Below are 19,599 nucleotides of genomic sequence, written 5' to 3' on the forward strand. Positions count from 1 at the left end.
CGGGGACGCGCGCGAGGTGGTGGCGGTCGATGATGGTTATGCCGCACGCTCGAGCGCAGCGGTGTACGGCTCGGCGTCGCCGGCGATCACCGTGCTCGCGGTGCCGTCGATCCCGACGGGGACCGGCCCGCCCAGTGTGATGCGGGTGAGCCTGCGGTGCTCGCTGCCGTCGTAGTCGTCGATGGCGTAGTGCTGGGTGGCCCGGTTGTCCCAGATCGCGACGTCGCCCAGCGACCAGTTCCAGCGGGTGGTGTGCTCGAGGCGGGTGATCCGGTCCTGGAACAGCCGGAACAGTGCCCGCGACTCGCTGCTCGACACCCCGACCAGCTCCTTGACGAAGCAGCCGAGCAGCAGGGCGCGCTCACCGGTCTCGGGGTGCACCTCCACCACGGGGTGCTCGGTCTCGAAATAGGTGGACTCGAACTCGCGACGGTAGTCGCGGTCGGTGTCGGCGGGTCGGTCCTGGATCTCGGCGGCGTAGTCGTAGCGGTTCGAATGCCGCGCGCGCAGGCTCTCGGCGAGACGCTTGAGTGGCTCCGGCAGCGAGTTGTAGGCGGCCACGGTCGAAGCCCAGGTGGTCGAACCGCCGTAGCTGGGCAGGGCGACCGCACGCAGGATGGAGGCCCGCGGGACACGATCGACGAAGGTGACATCGGTGTGCCAGATGTTGGACCGCGTCTGGTGCGAGTCGATAGCCAGGCTCTTCGCACCGGCGGAGGTGACCGTCGGGTGCGGGGTGGTCGGGTTGCCGAGCAACTGCGCGAACTCGTACTGCCCGTCCTCGGTCAGATGGTGCTGGCCCCGGAAGAAGATCACCTTGTGCTCGTTGAGCGCGGCGCGGATGGTGGCCACCGATCGCGCGTCCAGGTCACCACCGAGCCGAACCCCGTCGACCTGAGCGCCGATGTGGGCGCCGAGCTTGACCACCCGCACCGCGCTCCCGGGTACAGCTGCGTCATGGACGGACATGCGGAGGCCTCTCAGTCGAACCTGGACGATCTCGTCACACGAAACCACCAGGAACGCGCCGCGACCATCATTGAATTCAGGCTGAGCGGAATCGCCGAATCGGCCGGTATTACGGTATGCGCAATTCCGCCGCGCTGTGCCCCTGGGATGTCCAAGTACTGAATCGCGATTCGGCCGCTTCCGCCGACGGCGCGCTGATCACCCGGGCGACCGCTTCCCAGGACGCCCCCGATGCGCGCACGAAGCGGACAGCCTCGACGAGCCGCCGCTGTGCCGACGCCGTGTCCTCGAACGCCAGCCGCACCGGAATCAGCGCCTGCATCTCGAGCTGGTGATAGTCCCATTCGGCCAGGACCAGGCGGGCGAGGTCGGCGTCGAGCCGTCCGGTGGAGCAATGCAGCACCCGCGCGGAGGGGGCGTGGTCGGCGGACAGCTCGGTGCGTAGCCAGGTTCGTCCGTGCCACCCGTCGCAGGAGCACAGTGCCCGCCACCCGATCACCTCCTCCGGTCGGCGCGGGTGGCTGTCTTCGGGGGCCAGCGGCCGGGCGTCGTTGGCGACCGTCGCGCGGGGGCTCGGGGCGTCACTGCGTCCGTACAACCCATCCGTGAAGATGTCGGCTACCCATCCGCGATGGTTTTCGAGCAAGCTGTTCATCCTGACTCCGATGTCGAATCCGAAAAGCTCGATCCCGAACCGGCCCGTCATGACGCGATCGCCGGAGGTTCGGTGTGTGGGACAACTACTCCCAGACACTTACGATCAACCTCAGCGACGCCGACGGCAATCACTTCGCCGCATTGTTGTTCCTAGTCACATAATGCCTGGTCGCGGTCTGTGCTCCGAGCGCGGTGGGACCTGGTGGCGAGGTAGATCGTCGCGCCGGAACGCCCGCGGGTCAGCGGGTTGTCGAACTGGATCGGCCGAGCCTCCACCTCGACGAAGGCCGATTCCAGAATTTCGCAGAACTCGTCATCTGGCGCGTCGTCGGACCACATCGCGAAGGTGCCGCCGTCGACCAGGTGTCGCGCGACCGCGCGCAGGCCCTCACGGGTGTAGAACTCGGCATTCGACCCGTGCAGGACATGGCGCGGTGAATGGTCGATATCGAGCAGCAGCGCGTCGTACACACGTCCCGGGCGTGCCGGATCGAATCCCACCGGCCCCGCCGCCGCGGCGAAGAAGTCCGCGCAGACGAGCTCGACCCGAGGGTCGGCAGCCAGCCCGGCGGTGTCGGGCAGCAGCTCACGTCGATGCCAATCGATGACGGCGTCGGAGTACTCGATCACCGTGAGCGCGTGAATTCGAGGGTCCAGCAATGCTTCTCGCGCGGTGTATCCCAAGCCGAGTCCACCGACGAGCACCTCCAGCCGGTCGCCGGGCGTGCGCCCCAATCCCAGCCGCGACAGCTCACGTTCGGCGACGGTGAACAAGCTCGACATCAGGTACTCGTCACCGAGCTTCACCTCGTAGACATCGGCCCGCACCGTCGGATCGAAGCGGCGACGCAGACTGATCTCGCCGATCGGGGTCTGCCGCCAGCCGAGTTCTTCGAAGCGTGCGCTCATCGCCGTCACGGTAGTCCCGTGGCGGCCACAACCCGGCCGGACGACGCGCACAGAACGTCGCCAGATTTGTGCTGGGCGTGATCTTTACGCCATGTTTATGGGTCGACGAGTCGGGAAGTCTGGTCGGCAACCCTGCTCGTGCTCGGTCGGGCGGGTTCTATCGGCCAGGAGTACGCATGACGCTCGCAATCACCCACCTCAGCATGGGCCTGGGCTGGGACCCGGCCCACGCCAACGGAATGCACCCCCGCCGCAAGGACATCGATCTCAACGCCGCGGCATTGTCGTTCGCCGGCGAGAATTTTGTCGACGTCGTGTTCCACGAGCAGCTCACCTCGCGCGACGGCGCGCTGCGCCATCTCGGGGACAGCGTCACCGGCGACGGGGACGGCGACAACGAGGTGATCGTGGTCGACCTGGCCTGCCTCGATCCCGCCGTCACCACGATCGTGTTCCTGGTGACCTGCTACACCGGCCAGCGATTCGACCAGATCGCCAACGGCTTCTGTCGCATCGTCGACAATGTCACCGGTATCGAATTGATCCGCATCGATCTCCACAGCGTCGGCGCCCACACCGGCATCGTCGTCGGCAAACTGCACCGCCCCCACCAGGAGTGGGCCTTCACAATGATCGGCCAACCGATCATCGCCCAGCACGTGGTCGACGCCGTCCCCCAACTCACCGCCTACCTTCACTGAGAGCGACGGCCCACCCCGTCGTCACTCCGCCAGACGGTCGCGGGCTCGCAGACGTGTCTCGAGTGCGTCGAGTACGTGCGTCACGTCCGCGTCGAACTCCTCGGCCAGCATTTCGAGTAGTGCCGCGCCCAGCAGCAACAGCGTGGTGAAAACCACGGGGGCGATCGGTTCGGTCACCTCGAGCAAGGAGCGAGCCCCGGGCGCGCCGCCACGATGCCAGGACTCGAGCAGGGCCAGTGCGCCCTGCAGGTAGATCGGTGGTTCCGGGCGGGCGCTCAGCGCGGGGATCGCCCGATCGGCCGCGCGGCGCAGGATATCGGAGATGGACTCGACGCCCGGGGCCATGGCCTCCATCGCGCAACAGGCCAAACGCAGGGCACCGTCCAGATGACTCGGACTGTAGCGGGCCGACTCCGGGATCTGGTCCCAGGGCAGTCGCAGGACGCGGAGCAGGTCGGCGGTGATCGCGGTCGCCCCCGGCGCCTGCGCCGTCGTCGGGGACGAACCGGACGTGTGATCGACGCCGAGCATGATCTCGAGCCCGATCGCCGAGGCCATGAGATCGCCTCGGCTGCTGCGGGTTTCGCGTCGATGGCGGCGGTCCTCGACCAGCAGCCAGCCGACCGTCTGCGCGTCGGCGGCCCGCAACAGTTTCGCGTCGGCCTGCCAGCCGTTCGCGGTGTCGCATCGCGACAGCGCGCAGACCAGGTCCGCCATGACGTGGTTGGCGGTGACCAGCGTCGGCTGATGCCGTGGACGGCGTGACACCACCGGAAGATCACCCAGCCGGGCCGAGGAGGACACGAACGACATCGCGGTGAGTGCCGCCGCGGCGGTACGCGCGGCGGACACGGCGTCGGCGGCGTTGGTGCGCAGCAGCGCGCGATGGATCGAGTCCGCCAGCGGTGCGACGCCGAACTCCGCGTAGTGCAGCAACAGCCAGGCCAGGGGCATGTCACCGAGGACCGGCGCGAGCCGTTCGTTCAGTTCGTACAGCAACGCGGCCGACTGCTCCGGCTGACGCGATCGCGGCGCCTCCCCGGTGAGGTCACGCCATTCGAGCAGTGCCAGGTAATTGGGTAGCAGCAAGCTATCGACCAGCTCACTCACCTGAGCGATGACGAATTCGAAATCCAGCTCCGTCATCGCGCCCTGCCCGACCGAATTCACCACCGGGTTGCCGTCGAACGGATCGAAACCCGATTCGCCCAGAGCGAGATCGAACAACAACTCCGCGTGCCCGAGCCTGCCGACGACCCGGCCGACAAAGGGCACCACCCCACCGTCTTCCACCGCTGTTGCGGCCCCGAGGAGGCAATTCACCATCGCCCCTTCGGCTTTCGCATGCGCACAGAACCTGCGCAGCCGCTGGTGCACGATATCCTCGGTATCGAAACCCGTCCGCACGATCTCTTCCGCGATCGTCACGATTGCCGCGTCGACGACATATTCGGGCCTGCCCCCTGCTTCATCCGATGCCGACGCGGGGCCCGCGAAATAGAGCCGGTCACTGAATGCGTCGCCCATTCGTCGCCTCACCACAACCTCCACTCGGATGCGCAGTATTCCGTGTACTCGACACCCTTCCAGCAAATTGTTCGCAAGTCGCGGCTCACACCTCACAAGGCGATAACGGCATGAACTCCGCGCGCAGCGGCCGGACCGACTACACCCATGACGCGTCCCCCTGAGGCACTGTCGCGACACAATCTGCCCGAATTCGGGCAGGGATGTTGGCGAACCCGGTCGGGGCAGGCATGATCGTGCGAGTGAATGACGGGGTACCCACCGAGTTGGTCCGCTACGTAGTGGCGTCCACCGGCCTACCCGAACGCGTGGCCGCCCGGGTCGTCGCCGACATCGTCGGCTACTTCGACGAGACGGCCGAGCAGTTCGTCCGGCGCAGGCACGCCGAGCTGCAAGCTCGGGAGATGCGCAATGCCGAGATCTGGCGACGCCTCGAGGTCGAACTCGGCGAGCGCCCGGTCGCGGCACCGTCATTCACCGAACGGCAACTTCGTCGCATCGTCTACGGGTAAGGGGTTCATCACGCCATGTGTGGAATCGTCGGATACATCGGTCACCGGCAAGCCGTTCCCGTGCTGCTGGAGGGTCTGCACCGGCTCGAATATCGCGGCTACGATTCGGCCGGATTGGCACTGCCGCATCGCGGCAAGGCGCGCGTGTGCAAGACCCGGGGCAGGGTGCAGGACCTGCGCGACAAGGCCGACACCACTGCCCTGCGCGGCACCGTCGGCATCGCGCACACCCGCTGGGCCACCCACGGCGAGCCCAGTGATGCCAACGCCCACCCGCACACCGACGCCGGCGGCCGTATCGCCGTGGTGCACAACGGCATCGTCGAGAACGCCGAGCAGCTGCGGGCCGAGCTGACCGCGCTCGGCATCGATCTCGTCTCCGACACCGACACCGAAGTGATCGCCCACCTGGTCGCACGTGAGCTCGAGGAAGCCGAGTCCCTCGAAGACGCCGTTCGCGTCGCGCTGCACCGGATCCGAGGCACCTACGGTCTGCTGGTGCTCGACGCGCGCCGCCCGACCGAGCTGGTGGTCGCCCGCAACGGCAGCCCCATCGTGCTCGGCGTCGGCGACGGCGAGATGTTCGTGGCCTCCGATGTCGCTGCCCTCGTCCACCACACCCAGCGGGTGGTGTTCCTCGACGACGGCGAGCTCGCGACCATCCGCGACAGCGAATTCCGCACCAGCACACTGGGAGTCGAGCCCGAACAGACCGACAAGACCCCGACCACCATCGACATGGTGGCTGAGGACTACGCACTCGGCGGATTCCCCGACTTCATGCGCAAGGAGATCGCCGAACAGGGTGAGGCCGTCCGCCGAGCGCTGCGTGGGCGCCTCGACGACCGCTTCGCCACCGCCCACCTCGGCGGGTTGAACATGGACGCTCGCGAACTGCGCAGTATCAGCAAGGTCGTCTTCCTCGGTTGCGGTTCGGCCTACTACGCGGGCCAGCTCGGTGCCCAGCTGATCGAGGAACTCGCCCGTATTCCGGCCACCGCGGAACCGGCCTCGGAGTTCCGCTACCGCAATCCGGTCGTCGATCCCGACGCGCTCTATGTCGCGATCAGTCAATCCGGCGAAACCCTCGACACCCTCGCCGCGGTGCAGGAGCTACAGCGCAAGGGCGGTCGTGTGATCGGCGCCGTCAACGCGGTGGGCAGCGCGATCGCTCGCCAGTGCGGGGCAGGAGTGTTCCTGCACGCGGGCCCGGAGATCTCGGTTGCCTCGACCAAGGCATTGACCAATATGACCGTGTCGTTCACGATGCTGGCCCTGCTGCTCGGCCGGGTTCGCGACCTGTCGGCCGCCGACGGCCATCGCATCGTCGACGGCCTGCGCGCCCTGCCCGCCGCCATCGACCAGGTCCTCACCGACGAAGACGCGATCGCCGAGATCGCGCACCGCTACGCCAAGGCCCGCAGCATGTTCTTCATCGGCCGGGTGCGGGCGTGGCCGGTCGCCCGCGAAGGCGCGCAGAAGCTGAAGGAGGTCTCCTACGTACACGCCGAGGCCTACCAGGCCTCCGAGCTCAAACACGGCCCGCTCGCGCTGATCGACCAGGAGATGCCCAGCGTGGTGATCGTCCCCGACGACGAACTGCTGGCCAAGAACCTCAGCACCATCGAACAGATCAAGGCACGCGGCGGACCCGTGATCGCCGTCACGAACGCGGACCTGCCGCCGAACGCTGCCGACGAAGTGATCCGGGTCCCGCGCGTCGCACCGGAATTGGACCCGATGCTGCTCACGATTCCGCTGCAGCTGCTCGCCTATCACACGGCCATCGCGCTCGGCCGCGACGTCGACAAGCCGCGCAACCTCGCGAAAAGCGTCACCGTGGAGTAGCGGTCGCGTCGAGCGCGAGGCACGGCGGCGGGGCGGCTGGCAGGATCGTGGCGTGACTACCGCGAACCTGACCCGCTCCGAGACCGCCGCGCGATCGGCGGCGATCACCGTGCGCGCCTATCGCGTCGAACTCGATCTGTCGGCGGCCCCGGATCAGTCCCGGGACGGTTTCGCGACGACGACCACCGTCGAGTTCGATGCCACCGCCGAGCAGACGTGGCTCGACTTCATCGGTCTGTCCGTGGAATCGGTGACCGTCAACGGCGTGGCGGTCGCGGTCGAGTACGACGGTGCCCGGCTCGTGGTCGGGGGATTATCCGAAACGAACGTGGTCCTGGTTCGGGCCACCGGTGCCTACAGCCGTTCGGGCGAGGGCTTGCATCGGTTCCTCGATCCGGTCGACAACCAGACCTACCTCTACACCCAGTACGAGCCGGCGGATGCGCGGAGGGTCTTCGCCTGCTTCGAACAGCCGGATATGAAGGCGCCGTTCACATTCGCGGTGACCGCACCGGCCGGGTGGCAGGTGATCTCGAATCGGCCGTTCGCGGCCATCCAGGACAACGGCGTGCTCCAGAACGTCGAGTTCTCCCCCACCTTGCCGATCTCGACGTATATCACCGCCGTCGCGGCCGGCCCGTACCATCGCGTCGAATCGTCGTGGACGCGAGGTCAACTCACGATCCCGCTCGGGATCTATTGCCGCGCTTCGCTGGCCCGATACCTGGACGCCGACACGATCTTCGAGGTGACGAAGCAGGGTCTGGACTTCTTCGCCGAGAACTTCGACTACCCGTACCCGTGGGGCAAGTACGACCAGGTGTTCGTCCCCGAATACAACCTGGGTGCGATGGAGAACCCCGGGCTGGTCACGTTCACCGAGGCCTACGTGTTCCGTGGCGCGGCCACCGCCGCGCAGTACGAGGGCAGGGCCAACACGATCCTGCACGAGATGGCCCACATGTGGTTCGGCGATCTGGTCACGATGGTGTGGTGGGACGACCTGTGGCTCAAGGAATCCTTCGCCGACTACATGGGCGCGCTCGCGAGCTCGGAGGCCACCGAGTGGACCGACGCCTGGGTGGCGTTCGCGAACCGCCGCAAGGCCTGGGCGTATCTGCAGGATCAGCTGCCGACCACGCACCCGATCGTCGCCGATATCACCGACCTCGAGGCCGCCAAACTCAATTTCGACGGCATCACCTATGCCAAGGGCGCGAGCGTGCTCAAACAGCTGGTCGCCTATGTCGGCCGGGAGGAGTTCTTCTCGGGTGTACGCCGGTATTTCCGCACGCACGCATTCGGCAACACGACTCTCGACGACCTGCTGGCCGAATTGTCGGCGGATTCCGGCCGCGATCTGGCGGGCTGGGCGCGGGCCTGGTTGCAAACGACCGGGGTGTCCACCCTGACCTTCGACAGCGGTGCGATCGTGCAAACCGATCCGCGCCCGCACCGGCTCGCTGTCGGGCTCTACGACTTCGATGCCGAGGGTGACTTGGTGATTCGCGAGCGCGTGGAACTCGACCTCGTCGACGCTCGCACACCGGTGACTCTCGCACCCGCTGCACTGCGTCTGCTCAACGACGGTGATCTCACCTACGCGAAGGTTCGTCTCGACGTGGATTCGCTCGCCACCGTGGAGAGTTCACTGAATCGGGTCACCGACCCGCTGGCGCGCGGACTGATCTGGTCGGCGCTGTGGAACGCCACCCGCGACGGCGAACTCCACGCCGAACGCTACCTGTCGATGGCTCGTGATTTCGCGCCCGCCGAAACGAACATGGCGCTGCTCACCGCCGTCCTGGCGAACGCGTCCTTCACCATCGGGCATTATCTGCCCGATCCGGCGCGGGATCGGTGGCGCGGTGAGTGGCTCGAATCCTGCTGGGCCACACTGCATTCGTCGGCACCGGGCTCCGGCGCGCAGCTGGCGTGGGCGCGCGCGGTGGCGGCCGCCGCCACCGTCGACGGGCGCCGTGCCACCGACATCCGGGCGATCCTGCTCGACCGGTCACCGGACGGTCTGGCCCTGGATCCCGATCTGCGCTGGGCGCTGTGGACGGCGCTGGCCGCCACCGATGCGGCGACGGTCGCCGACCTGGACGCCGAGGGGGAACGCGACGACACCGCATCGGGGCGAACCGCTCACCTGCGCGCACTCGCGGCCCGCCCGCGAACAGACGTCAAAGCCGCGGCATGGAATTCAGCGCTGAGCGACACCACCCTGACCAACGACCACCTCGACGCCACCATCGACGGGTTCCGCGCCGGCCGCCACCGCGACCTGATCGCGCGCTACGACGTCGACTACTTCGCGGCACTGCGCACGGTATGGGATCAGCGGAGCATCGAGATCGCCCGGCGCATCGTGGTCGGGCTCTTTCCCGCCGCCGACTCCCTCGACGGGGTCGACCGGTGGCTGGCCGGGAATGCCGACGCACCGAGTTCGTTGCGTCGGTTGGTCGTCGAACAGCGTGACCACCTCGCCCGGGATCTGCGCGTGCGCGACGTGAACTGATATTTCCCATTTCACGTCGGGTTAAACATCTAAATCCGAAAGGTCGTTCTGTCAACCCCAGTCGACCAATAACGGTTTAATAACCGACGCGTTGGTGAACCCTTGATCTATGACCAACTCACGTAATCGGACAACGAGTACGCCGAGCATGGATCTGACCAGCACCACCATCATGTTGGCCACCTGCGTGTTCTTCCTCTTCGGCCTGGCCGCACTCACCGGATCGCTGCCCGCCGCGATCTTCGGCGCCGTCGGCCTCGGCGCGGGAATGATGATGACGTTCCGAATGCTGGACCTGCACGCACTTTAGGTTCATCTCCGCAGATCCGGAGCGCATTCGAAGGCCAGGAGCTGATCCGCATGTCCAAGACCACCGACCGCACCTACGAACACGCCGAACCCCTCTTCGCGCGCTGGGCGCTGACCGATCCCCGCAGCCCCGAACACGACGCCCTGCGCGACCGGATCATCGAGGTCTGTCTACCGCTCGCCGAGCACATCGCTCGCAAGTACGCCGGCCGTGGCGAGATCTTCGACGACCTGCTCCAGACCGCGCGGCTCGGCATGGTCATGGCGGTCGACCGCTACGACGTGACCACCGGTTCACCGTTCCTCGGCTTCGCGGTGCCGACCATCATGGGTGAGGTGCGCAGGCATTTCCGCGATCACATCTGGCCACTGCACGTTCCCCGTCGCGAGAAGGAACTCCAGGGCAAGGTCAGGGAAGCGACCGAGGAGATGAGCCGTCGGCTCCAGCGCTCCCCCACCGCCCACGAACTCGCCGCCGAGCTCGACGTGCCGGTCACCGACATCGCCCGCACCCTCGTGGCGGCCAACGCTTTCCAGACCCGCAGCCTCGACACTCCCGCCCGCGACAACGACGGCGATCCCGGCATGACCGTCGCCGAGACGTTCGGCGACGTAGATCCGAGCTACCGTCTCACCGAAGACACGATCACCGTCGCGCCGCTGCTGGCGCAACTGTCGCCGCAGGACCGGCAATTGCTGGTCTGGCGGTTCTACGACACGCTCTCCCAAGGCGAAATCGCCGAACGCCTCGGGGTGTCGCAGATGAGTGTCTCCCGCAAGCTCACCAGGCTGCTGGGTGATCTGCGTGCCAAGGCCGCCGACGACCAACCGGTAGCCGTCGCCTGATCTTCGGCCCGCCTGCACCGTGCCGAGACGAGGCGGTGCAGGCTTCGACCGATACCGTCCATTGACTCTGCGGCTACCGGGCTGCACAGTTGATAAAGCAGAATCTCGCGCGTGTCGTGGCGGCGTCCACCGGGTCGGCGCTGTTCACATGGTGTGTCAGTGTGGTGCTCGCCGGCGGGAAGGGTGCGATGACGATGCGCGGTCGACGGAATCGACGGGACCGAGAGATTCGCGAAGTGCGGGAGATCCGGGCCAGTCCGGCCCATCAAACCGCGAAATTCTTGCTGTCGGTGCTGATGCTGGTCTGGTTCGGGGCCGGGCTAGCGGCGGCGATGCAGCGGGACTACTTCACCAATACCCCGGCCAATTGCGGCGATCTGGGCACGATCGGCCTCACGGTGCTCGCGGGCCCGCTCAACTACCTCGGTATGAACCCGAAGGTCTCCGAATGCCAGTTGCCGGAGCCGAGCCGATGAGCGCACGCGCGACCGGATGCCGCCTCAGATGAGTTCGGCGAGCTGGTCGCGGTCGGTGGCGTCGAGCTTGATACAGGCCCGGTAGATATGGCCTTCGACCGTGCGGACCGAGACACAGAGCCGTTCGGCGATCGCGCGGTTGGACAAGCCACGGCCGATGAGGGCAGCGATCTCGCGTTCGCGTTCGGTGATCGGCAGAGGGCGCGCTGCCGCGGTGATAGCGGGAGTGCCCGCGCCGTCGCAGCGCGCGGCCAGGGCCGTCGTGCGGGCGGCCGCCTGGGCGCTGGGCCTGCGCTGTCCGGCATGGTCGTAGATCGGCACCGTCTGCGCTTCGGCATCGGCTGCCGACAGCAGGAGCCCCGCGGACTCGAACTCGCGACTGACCGCGGCGAGCGCGCGAGGGTCGGCTGCGCCGAGGGCAGCGGCGTGGCGGGCGTAGATCGCCGCCACCGGGCCCTGGACACGACCGGCGACGGTCGTGAGCCGGGGGGCGAGGGTGCGATCGCCGAACCGGGCGGCATGATGCAGCGCTTCGGCTTCCATGGCGTACTGACCGGCGCTGTGCGCCAGGTCGGCGGCCTTGCGGGCCAGGTCGACCGCCGCGTGCGCGCTGTGTTGGGCAGCGGCCAGCCAGGCGCGCGCGATGATGCGCTGCGGTTCGTGCAGGGCCATGTGGGGCCCGCTGTGCTCCTCGGCGTCGCCGAGCACCCGCTCGGCCTGTTCGACCTCGCCCAGCGCCGCGTAGGCCCGGGCGAGCAGCAGCCGCGCCGGCAGCTTCCACGGCAGCGAGTTCTCGGCGTTGAGCGCCGCCAGCGCCTGTTCGAAGGCGGTGATCGCTTCGCGGAACCGCCCACGATAGGTGGCGACGACACCGTCGGCGATGCGCGCGATCGCCCAGCCGACGAACTGCCCTGCCGAGGAGAACTCGCGGTATTCGATCGCGCGCTGCTCGGCGAGGTCGAGGTCCCCGATGGTGGTCAGGGCGAGAACGTCGCCGTAGCGGACCATCACCCGGATGATCCCGTCGGTGGACTTCTGCTGCGCCCGGCCGCAGGCCGCGATCGGCGCGAAGTCGGCGCCGCGACCGGCCACCGGCATCGCCAGACCCAGGGCGAACGCGGCGAAATCGACGGCCTGGCGGGGTGAGTTCGGATCGGCGATCACCCGCTCGGCAGCCTCGATTCCCTCGTCGAGGTGGTTTTCGTGGACCGCCATCGCCGCCGCGGCGGCATCGACCGTCAGGCGAAGAGCGGGATACTCGACGCGGGTGCGCAGCATTTCGACCAGGTCGCGGGCGTGATCGACATCGCCCAGCGACCAGAACCGCAAGCTGGCGCGCACCACACCCCACTGCACCAGCTGCAGCGGATCGAGGCGGTCGGGATCGAACCGGGCCAGGATCTCGTCGGCATGCTGGGGCCTGCCCTGCCACAGCAGCGCGCGGGAGAGCAGTTCGGCCGCGCGCAGCCCACCGCCACGCTCGCACGCGGCGCGCGCGAGCCGTTCGCCCAGCGGCAGATTGGCCAGCGACACCGCGTCCTTGGCCGCGTCGATCAGCAAGACGATATCGATCGGCCGATCGCTGTCCACGCACAGGCGCGCCAAGCGGATACGGTGGGCCGGTGTGCTCAGGTCACGGTCCTGCAGCGTCTCGACGAGGCGTCCGCGCCGGGTGCGCGCGGCGGCCGTGCCGAGACGGCAGCGCACCACCTCACCGAGCAGGGGATGACTGAACCGGACATCGACGACCCCGTTGTGGCTCGTGACCCGGATCAGGCCGGTGACCTCGGCGGCGTCCACGGCGTCGGCGCCGACGAGCTCGCTGAGGATGTCGACGTCGAGCGGCTCGTGCACAGCCAGCGTCTCCAGCACGTCGAGCACAGGCGCCCCCACCCTGCTCAATCGCTCGCCGAGCAACTCGACCAGACCCGAGGGCACCGCGGTGGGCCCGCGTAACTGCCAGACGCCGTTGACGTCGGTCAGAGTGCTCGCCTCGACGCCACCCTCGACCATGTTGCGCAGGAACAGCGGGTTGCCGCCCGAGGACTCCCACATCACATCGGCGCTCAGCCCCTCCAGCGTCCCGCCGAGCACGGTTTCGACGAGTTCGGTGCACTGGGTTTTGGTGAACGGCGCCAACTCGATTCGCTCGAGGTATCCGTCCTTCCACAGTGAGGTGACCGCGTCGGGCAGCGGTTCCCCGGTGCGCACGGTGGCGATGATGCGGGCCCCGCGGTCGACGGCGATCTGGTGCACCAGCGTGGCGGAGAGGATGTCGAGCAGGTGCGCGTCGTCGACGCCGATCACCGTATCGGGCTGGGCGAGCACGTTCTCCCGGGCCGAATGCAGCAGCGCGAGCGGATCGCGCGAGACCGACGCGGCGATCCAGGGCGCGAACGCACCGAGTGGAATGGCTTGTGACGACGCGGTACAGGCCACCCAGCGCACCTGCTCGGACAGCGCAGCGGTGACCATCCGGGCCAGGGTGGTCTTGCCGACGCCCGCGGCACCGACGAGGATCACGCCACCGGTGTCGCGGTTCGTCAAAGCCTTACGGACGGCGTCATATTCGGCGGGACGATCGAGCAGCTGCCAGAGTCCGCCCATACATGGAAAGTGTAGTTCCCGTCCGGCCCCGTCACAACGAATCGGCCCGGCGACACGGCCGACGCGCGGGTGGACCGGCGCGGCGGGCGCGCGCGGCGGATGGGTGGGTGCCGCGATGGTCACGGCGGGAGCTCGGTGGCGTCACGGGGCTCGAGCCGCGGCGCGTTGTTGACGTCGTGGCGGTAGTTGCTCGAGGCCTCGTACACGCGCTTCTTGAGCCGGTTGATCGAGCCGAGCGGTCGGTGCGCGTCCAGACCACGCCAGGAGTTGAACGAGAGCACGTCGTCACCGTAGGCACGCCGCTGCGGGGTGTACGGATCCTGCACGTCGAAGCGGATGGTCGCCACAGTGCGGTGCGGTGAGTCGCCTTCGGGCCATGGCACAGTCGCGTCCTCGATCGGCATGGTGGCGGTGTCGGTGCACAGTTGCGCGCGCAGTTCGTAGGTGGCGCTGTGCGCGGCGAAGAAGTCGACGATCAGGTCCTGATGCGCGTTGACTCCCGCGTCGGGGTCGACCGGTTGACCCTGCAGCGCAACGACTTCCGGCGACACCGGCACGTAGAGCAGCTTGGCCACATAGTCGCCGTAGCGCAGTGGCGCCGAGGAGTAGAAGGTCTCGCCGAGGATGTGGGTGTTGGGTGCGACGAAGACACCGAGATTCGGTGGCACGCTGCGCCCGATCCGGCGCAGCACGTGCGTGTTCAGCGCGGCGACGATGTCGCTGCCCGCGCGCAGGGCGGCGTCGGGCAGCCGGGCCAGCACCCACGCGGTCGGCATCCCCTTGGTGAGGTAGGCGTGCGCGTCGGCGAAGAGGAACTCGCGGTGGGTGACCATGATGAAGTCCTGCGTGCTCGCCTCGTCGTCGGGCAGCGCGCGCGGCCCGTGTACTCCGAGCACCTTGATCCCGAGTCCGCGGACGCCGCGGAGCTGATCGCTGCGGATCACCCCGGAGGTGCTCGACAACCGCGCGATCACCGGATAGGTGCCCGGGGTGGCGAACATGCCCTGGGCCAGTTCGGGCGGCAGGCCCGCGGGCACCGTCAGTTCGCCGCGCAGGATGCCGTGACTCTTGGCATGAGCGTCGCGCAATCCACGCTTGTACTTGCGGTAGGCGCGTTCATTGTTGTCGCGCAGGACCGCGATGATCTTGTCGATGATCTGTTCTTCGTCGGGCCTCGGTTGTTCCAGGTCCTCGCGGTAGCTCACATAGCTCATCGAGGGCTCCTCCACGGGGCGAACGGATTCGCGACGCCCTCCAGCGCGGGCGCGAGGGTCGGGAAATGGCGCAGCAGCACGCTGCGCATCGTGTTGTCACGCACCCAGGCCAAGCCCGCCTCGGTGTAGACCTCGGGCCGGAAGTCGGTGGTGAAGAACCGGTCCGCCGACAGGCGCCGCGACGCCATCAGCACGAACACGCGAAAGGCGGTGTCGCTGAAGCCGAAACCGGGCGGCTTGGGCTCGGCGTAGAGGCCGATCATGAGGTCGACATCGTCCACGTCGCCGTAGACCTGTTCGAGTTCGCGCGCCCACCGCGGATCATCGGTGAGTTCGTCGAACGAGGTGACCGGCGGTAGGCGCAGGTGCCGCCGGAACTCGTTGTAGCGCGGCACACCTCGCTCGCGGACCCGCAGGATGTCGACGGTCGCGAGATCGAGCAGCGGTTGACCCGGACGCTCGAGCTGTTGGAGGTGGACGGGGTAGTTGTGCAGCGTCAACGCGCCGGGATTGGCTCGGCCGAAGGAGTAGAGCAGCGTGTCCATCGCCGTCTCGGCGAGCCGTTCGCGGATGTGGGTGACGCCGAGTTCGGGCAGCGGGTGCTCGGCCAGCACGGTGTCGTCGGCGAGGCTGCGGACGACGAGCGCGTCGGGGATCAGCGGATGCATGCGGTAGACCGAGACGAACTCCTCGGTGAGCGAGTACGGCACTCCGCTGTCGTCGCGCGCGGAACCCGGTATGCCGCACAGCACTTCGTTGCCGATGAAGTGGCCGAAGCGCCGCGAAACCCGCTCTCCCAGCACGCCGAACCAGTTCGCGCGCATGGCCGCGACGGTGGTGGGATGGGCGATCACGGCCGGTGTCCAGTCGACGGTGTGGATCTTCGCGATCAACGCGGAGTTGACCAGCCGGGCGGTGTCGTAGAGCTGCTGGTCGTTCATGTCGGGGTAGCGCCGGGTCAGGCGGGCACAGATCGCGTTGTGTTCGCGCAGGAACAGCGAGTGCAGCAGGGCCAGGCCCACCCAGGCGTTGGCCGCCGAGGGGTCGAGTGCCACCAGCCGCTCGGCGTCCAGCGGCGGGAGCCCGAGTTCGTCGATCACGAGCTGGCCGTGTTTGCCCGAGCGCAGCGAAGCGGCGAATTCCGCTGTCTTGCCGTAGATCTGAGAGGCATCCCACCAGTGGGTCTCCCCGGTGACGTAGGTCGGCGCGGCGCCCGCATCGGGGGCGGGCACTGTCACGGTGCGTGGGATCGTCATCGGGGGGTGCGGCCACTGATCGTCGTCGTCCAGGGTGACGACGAAGGGGTCCTGTTCGGCGGGGTCGTGCACGAACCAGTCGTGCACCTCGAACTGGATCCAGGCCGCCGCCAGCAGATTCAGGGTGGTGGCCGGCTGGAATCGGTCGCGCGTGAGCAGCTGCCTGCTGATCGTGCGCGGGTTGGGTTCCATGATCCGCGCGGGATCCTCGGGGTAGGTGCGATCGAGTGGGACATTGCGGCCGAATCGGCAACCGATCGAACCCGCGCGCGGGTCGTCGGGGCTGTTGTAGGTGCCCTCGACGGTGCGCGCGTTGCGGTGTTCGCCGGTGTCGTCCGGGGGCAGCGGTCCGGCCGGGTGCGGGCCCGTGTCGAAGAGGTTGCGCGCCCGCAGTCTGCTGCGCAGGCCGACCAGCACGGCCAACCCCAACGGGGTCGGTAACCGGAACCAGCCGACACGCCGGTCGAGCGCCTCCGCGGCGGTGACCAATGCGCGAGTGACCAGTGATTGCTGCTGTGCGTCGACCATCGAGAACCTCCACGGAATGGCGCGTGCTCCCCGCCTACCGGACCGATCGAATCCAGTCTCCGGCACCTGGTCAGGCCTGTCACGAGTAGTCCACTACGCGCGGGCACGCGCACGCGGGCACCGTGGCGCGGATCCGGCGCCGCTGTCGTCGATCGTCGTCGCTCGACCCGGACGCACGACCTGATCGGGTAGCGCACTACGCGCGCGCCGTGGCCCGTCGATGGGCGAATCTGGCTTCCAGGGAGCCCGCGCACCGCGGGCAGCACCCGTCACAGCGACAGAAAGGGGGCCCGGGTGATCACGCCGATCGAGATCAAAGTGAACCTCGACGGGGATGTCGCGGGCGCACTGCACCGGCTCCGATGTCCCGATACCGCCGCGGTCTACCGCGACATCTGGTTCGCCGAGCCGCTGCACCCGGGTACCGCGGGGGCACCCACGCTGCTGTCGAGCCGCATCGTCATCCGGTTGCGCAGCGGCGCGGAGGAAGACGATCTCACCGTCAAACTGCGACCGTGCGTGCGCTCCCAGCTGGCGGGCCGCTGGGCGGCACCCTTCACCGAGCCGGGTGTGCGGTACCGCATCGAAAGCGATTGGTCGGCCGATCGGCGGATGCTGTCGGCCTCGGCCATCAGCTCCCGGCCTGCCGGTTCGCTGCGCGCGGCCGTGGCCCGTGGCGTCGATGTCACCGACGCGCTCCACTCGGCTCAGCGGCAGTTCCTGGTCAGCTGCACGCCACCCGGCGTCGCGGTCGACCACCTGCGCGCGATGGGACCGGTCGCTTCGGCACGGTGGACGGGGGTGCCGGTGGGGACACTGCGCGCCGATGTCGAGCGGTGGAGCAGCGCCGGACTCGATCTGGTCGAGCTGTCGCTGAAAGTCACACCACAACAGGGGGACTCGCCCGTCGATCTGCACCTGCGCGCGCTCGAGGCCCGGCGCGAACTCGAAGCCGCCCTGCGCACGCTCGGCGTGACGATCGCGTCGGGTGATACCAAAACCGAGCAGGTGCTCACCGCACTGGCGGCGGCGCACCGGCTCGGATAACGCTCGGCAGAGGGTCGGTGACCGGTCCTGATCGACATCGTCGGCGACGCGGACCTGCCCTGCGACTGTCACGGGGCCGGATGGCCCGGATCGACCACGCTGTCGATCGGAGCCGGCCTCCGGCGGATCCGTGACACTGCCATCACGGCGGCTCAATTGGCGATGATGAAGTTGAACAGCACCCTGATATTGCTGTTCCACCCCACGTGATATCGCACCGTCATCGTGCCGTCGGCGTGCGGAACCACATTCAGGACCTGGGTGGTGGCAGGTCCGAGGAACGGAATGTTGTTCGTGTCGATCTCGGTCAGACTGACCGAGACCTGACTGTCCGCCCGCACGTCAGCGTTCGGGAATCCGAATACCCAGGCGCCCGTTCCATGGGTGCGCAAGATCTTCTGTGCCCAGAAAATCGACGTGATATTGGTCTGGTCGATCGCCCGAACGTCGGCTTCTTCGGCGCCGTAGCCGGTTTTCGCCGACTCGAACACCTCTTCTTCGGTATCCGCGCTCGCTGCCACGACCGCGTCCTCCGTATCCGTCTCCAACATTTCGGTGCCCTTTCTCGGCGGAGAAACTGTCTGGAGCTATCGTCGCGCGCGGGCGCGTGGGTGCGAATGCGTAATCCACTACCCCAATACGCGCGGGTGTGGCGCCGGTCGGGTCGCGCATTCGAGTAGTCCGCCACGCTATCGAGTTCGGCACGGCCGCAGGAGGATCGAGAGGTGCCGATTTCTCGGCATCAGATCATCGATCTCTCTAGATGGAGGAACGGCAGTGAGCGGATATTCCTTGCATATCGGATTGAATCGGGTCGACCCCGCCGCGTACGGCGGCTGGGACGGCGCACTCGCCGGATGCGTGAACGACGCCAATTCCATGGCCGCGCTGGCCGCCGCACAGGGATTCGCCACGTCGACGAAATTGCTCGACAGTGCGGCGACCTCCTTCGCGATCATCGGCGAAATCGGTCAGCTGGCGCACAATGCGCAACCCGGCGATCTCGTGCTCATCACCTATTCGGGCCACGGCGGCCAGACCTGGGATGTCGACGGCGAGGAGGACGACAGCCAGGACGAGACCTGGGTGGCCTTCGATCGCCAGATCGTCGACGACGAGCTGTATCAGATGTGGCGGCAGTTCGCGGCGGGCGTGCGCGTGGTCGTGTGCTCCGACAGCTGTCACAGCGGCTCGGTGGTCCGTGACGTGTTCACGCGCGACGCGCGGGCCGCGATCATCGACGTGGCCGAACGCGCGGGCGCCGACGATCCGGCCGGTCTCACCGTGGTCGCGGGCAGCGCCAAGGCGATGCCGCGCGAGGTCCAGACCGAGGACAACAAGCGGCGCAGGCAGCTGTATTCGTTCGTCCAGCGACTGAGCGGGCCGCAGGCGCGGGCCGACATCAAGGCGGGCGTGCTGCTGCTCGCCGGCTGCCAGGATTCCCAGCTGTCCTATGACGGACCGGTCAACGGGCAGTTCACCGGGTCATTGCTCGAGGTCTGGGGCAACGGCACCTTCACCGCCGGGTATTCGCAGTTCCACCGGCAGATCATGAACATCATGCCGCCCGACCAGGTGCCCAATCTGTTCACGATCAACGCGGGCGCGGATTTTCTCGATCAGCGCCCGTTCACGCCGTAGCCGCCGAGGGTGCGGGGCCCGCCCCGCACCG

General features: G+C 67.8%; 17 protein-coding genes. 9 read left to right on the forward strand and 8 right to left on the reverse strand.

The features are described from left to right. Positions 1-36 precede the first annotated feature (36 nt). The 3 genes from ACFULV_RS04030 to ACFULV_RS04040 form a co-directional block, all read right to left on the reverse strand. Positions 37-969, reverse strand: coding sequence for a TauD/TfdA dioxygenase family protein (locus tag ACFULV_RS04030; protein WP_378652882.1), 933 nt, complete (start codon positions 967-969; stop codon positions 37-39). Positions 970-1,078: 109 nt separating this feature from the next. Further along, complete coding sequence (locus ACFULV_RS04035; RefSeq protein WP_378628896.1) at positions 1,079-1,624, reverse strand: hypothetical protein; 546 nt, start codon at positions 1,622-1,624, stop codon at positions 1,079-1,081. 152 nt (positions 1,625-1,776) lie between these two features. Beyond that, entirely contained in the window at positions 1,777-2,535 is a 759-nt protein-coding gene (locus ACFULV_RS04040; protein ID WP_378652885.1) for a spermidine synthase, read from the reverse strand. A gap of 176 nt (positions 2,536-2,711) precedes the next feature. On the opposite strand from ACFULV_RS04040, the gene ACFULV_RS04045 reads away from it, so the two are divergent. Then, positions 2,712-3,236 (forward strand): TerD family protein, encoded by a 525-nt coding sequence (locus ACFULV_RS04045; RefSeq protein ID WP_378652888.1) that lies wholly within the window; start codon positions 2,712-2,714, stop codon positions 3,234-3,236. A gap of 21 nt (positions 3,237-3,257) precedes the next feature. On the opposite strand, the gene ACFULV_RS04050 is transcribed toward ACFULV_RS04045, so the two are convergent. Then, entirely contained in the window at positions 3,258-4,763 is a 1,506-nt protein-coding gene (locus ACFULV_RS04050; RefSeq protein ID WP_378652890.1) for a hypothetical protein, read from the reverse strand. A gap of 242 nt (positions 4,764-5,005) precedes the next feature. Here ACFULV_RS04050 and ACFULV_RS04055 point away from each other — a divergent pair, with 242 nt between their 5' ends. The 6 genes from ACFULV_RS04055 (at position 5,006) to ACFULV_RS04080 (ending at position 11,275) form a co-directional block, all read left to right on the forward strand. Next, positions 5,006-5,275, forward strand: a complete 270-nt coding sequence (locus tag ACFULV_RS04055) for a hypothetical protein (protein ID WP_378652893.1) — start codon at positions 5,006-5,008, stop codon at positions 5,273-5,275. A gap of 15 nt (positions 5,276-5,290) precedes the next feature. Continuing rightward, entirely contained in the window at positions 5,291-7,123 is a 1,833-nt protein-coding gene (gene glmS, locus ACFULV_RS04060; protein WP_378652895.1) for a glutamine--fructose-6-phosphate transaminase (isomerizing), read from the forward strand. 52 nt (positions 7,124-7,175) lie between these two features. After that, entirely contained in the window at positions 7,176-9,644 is a 2,469-nt protein-coding gene (gene pepN / locus ACFULV_RS04065; RefSeq protein WP_378652897.1) for an aminopeptidase N, read from the forward strand. Between the two features lie 109 nt (positions 9,645-9,753). Next, a complete protein-coding gene (locus ACFULV_RS04070; RefSeq protein ID WP_378628880.1) occupies positions 9,754-9,954 on the forward strand; it encodes a hypothetical protein in 201 nt (66 codons plus the stop codon). Between the two features lie 50 nt (positions 9,955-10,004). Further along, positions 10,005-10,799 (forward strand): SigB/SigF/SigG family RNA polymerase sigma factor, encoded by a 795-nt coding sequence (locus tag ACFULV_RS04075; RefSeq protein ID WP_378652901.1) that lies wholly within the window; start codon positions 10,005-10,007, stop codon positions 10,797-10,799. A 161-nt stretch (positions 10,800-10,960) separates the two neighbouring features. After that, entirely contained in the window at positions 10,961-11,275 is a 315-nt protein-coding gene (locus ACFULV_RS04080) for a hypothetical protein (RefSeq protein ID WP_378628876.1), read from the forward strand. Between the two features lie 24 nt (positions 11,276-11,299). Here the strand turns inward: ACFULV_RS04080 and ACFULV_RS04085 are convergent, their stop codons facing one another. The 3 genes from ACFULV_RS04085 to ACFULV_RS04095 form a co-directional block, all read right to left on the reverse strand. Then, on the reverse strand, positions 11,300-13,882 hold the full coding sequence (locus ACFULV_RS04085) for a LuxR C-terminal-related transcriptional regulator (RefSeq protein ID WP_378652903.1): 2,583 nt from the start codon (positions 13,880-13,882) through the stop codon (positions 11,300-11,302). A gap of 119 nt (positions 13,883-14,001) precedes the next feature. After that, positions 14,002-15,096 (reverse strand): catalase family protein, encoded by a 1,095-nt coding sequence (locus ACFULV_RS04090; protein WP_378652904.1) that lies wholly within the window; start codon positions 15,094-15,096, stop codon positions 14,002-14,004. Further along, positions 15,093-16,880 (reverse strand): peroxidase family protein, encoded by a 1,788-nt coding sequence (locus ACFULV_RS04095; protein ID WP_378652907.1) that lies wholly within the window; start codon positions 16,878-16,880, stop codon positions 15,093-15,095. Before ACFULV_RS04095 ends, ACFULV_RS04090 begins: the two co-directional genes overlap by 4 nt. Before the next feature lie 294 nt (positions 16,881-17,174). Between ACFULV_RS04095 and ACFULV_RS04100 the strand changes: the two genes are divergently transcribed. Further along, positions 17,175-17,927, forward strand: a complete 753-nt coding sequence (locus tag ACFULV_RS04100; protein WP_378652909.1) for a hypothetical protein — start codon at positions 17,175-17,177, stop codon at positions 17,925-17,927. A gap of 152 nt (positions 17,928-18,079) precedes the next feature. On the opposite strand, the gene ACFULV_RS04105 is transcribed toward ACFULV_RS04100, so the two are convergent. Next, the gene (locus ACFULV_RS04105) at positions 18,080-18,448 is read right to left on the reverse strand and encodes a hypothetical protein (RefSeq protein WP_378652911.1); all 369 of its coding nucleotides are present in this window, start codon (positions 18,446-18,448) and stop codon (positions 18,080-18,082) included. Between the two features lie 256 nt (positions 18,449-18,704). Between ACFULV_RS04105 and ACFULV_RS04110 the strand changes: the two genes are divergently transcribed. Then, positions 18,705-19,568, forward strand: a complete 864-nt coding sequence (locus ACFULV_RS04110; RefSeq protein WP_378652914.1) for a caspase family protein — start codon at positions 18,705-18,707, stop codon at positions 19,566-19,568. Positions 19,569-19,599: the final 31 nt, after the last annotated feature.

It is taken from the genome of Nocardia sp. NPDC057272, from assembly GCF_042668615.1.
Taxonomy (GTDB): domain Bacteria; phylum Actinomycetota; class Actinomycetes; order Mycobacteriales; family Mycobacteriaceae; genus Nocardia.

Bases quoted from the DNA above. Each gene is read 5' to 3' on its own strand.
- ACFULV_RS04070 (WP_378628880.1), top strand. From the start codon at position 9,754: ATGACCAACTCACGTAATCGGACAACGAGTACGCCGAGCATGGATCTG.
- ACFULV_RS04040 (WP_378652885.1), bottom strand. From the start codon at position 2,535: ATGAGCGCACGCTTCGAAGAACTCGGCTGGCGGCAGACCCCGATCGGC.
- glmS (WP_378652895.1), top strand. From the start codon at position 5,291: ATGTGTGGAATCGTCGGATACATCGGTCACCGGCAAGCCGTTCCCGTG.
- ACFULV_RS04090 (WP_378652904.1), bottom strand. From the start codon at position 15,096: ATGAGCTATGTGAGCTACCGCGAGGACCTGGAACAACCGAGGCCCGAC.
- ACFULV_RS04045 (WP_378652888.1), top strand. From the start codon at position 2,712: ATGACGCTCGCAATCACCCACCTCAGCATGGGCCTGGGCTGGGACCCG.
- ACFULV_RS04075 (WP_378652901.1), top strand. From the start codon at position 10,005: ATGTCCAAGACCACCGACCGCACCTACGAACACGCCGAACCCCTCTTC.
- ACFULV_RS04095 (WP_378652907.1), bottom strand. From the start codon at position 16,880: ATGGTCGACGCACAGCAGCAATCACTGGTCACTCGCGCATTGGTCACC.
- ACFULV_RS04030 (WP_378652882.1), bottom strand. From the start codon at position 969: ATGTCCGTCCATGACGCAGCTGTACCCGGGAGCGCGGTGCGGGTGGTC.
- ACFULV_RS04085 (WP_378652903.1), bottom strand. From the start codon at position 13,882: ATGGGCGGACTCTGGCAGCTGCTCGATCGTCCCGCCGAATATGACGCC.
- ACFULV_RS04035 (WP_378628896.1), bottom strand. From the start codon at position 1,624: ATGAACAGCTTGCTCGAAAACCATCGCGGATGGGTAGCCGACATCTTC.
- ACFULV_RS04050 (WP_378652890.1), bottom strand. From the start codon at position 4,763: ATGGGCGACGCATTCAGTGACCGGCTCTATTTCGCGGGCCCCGCGTCG.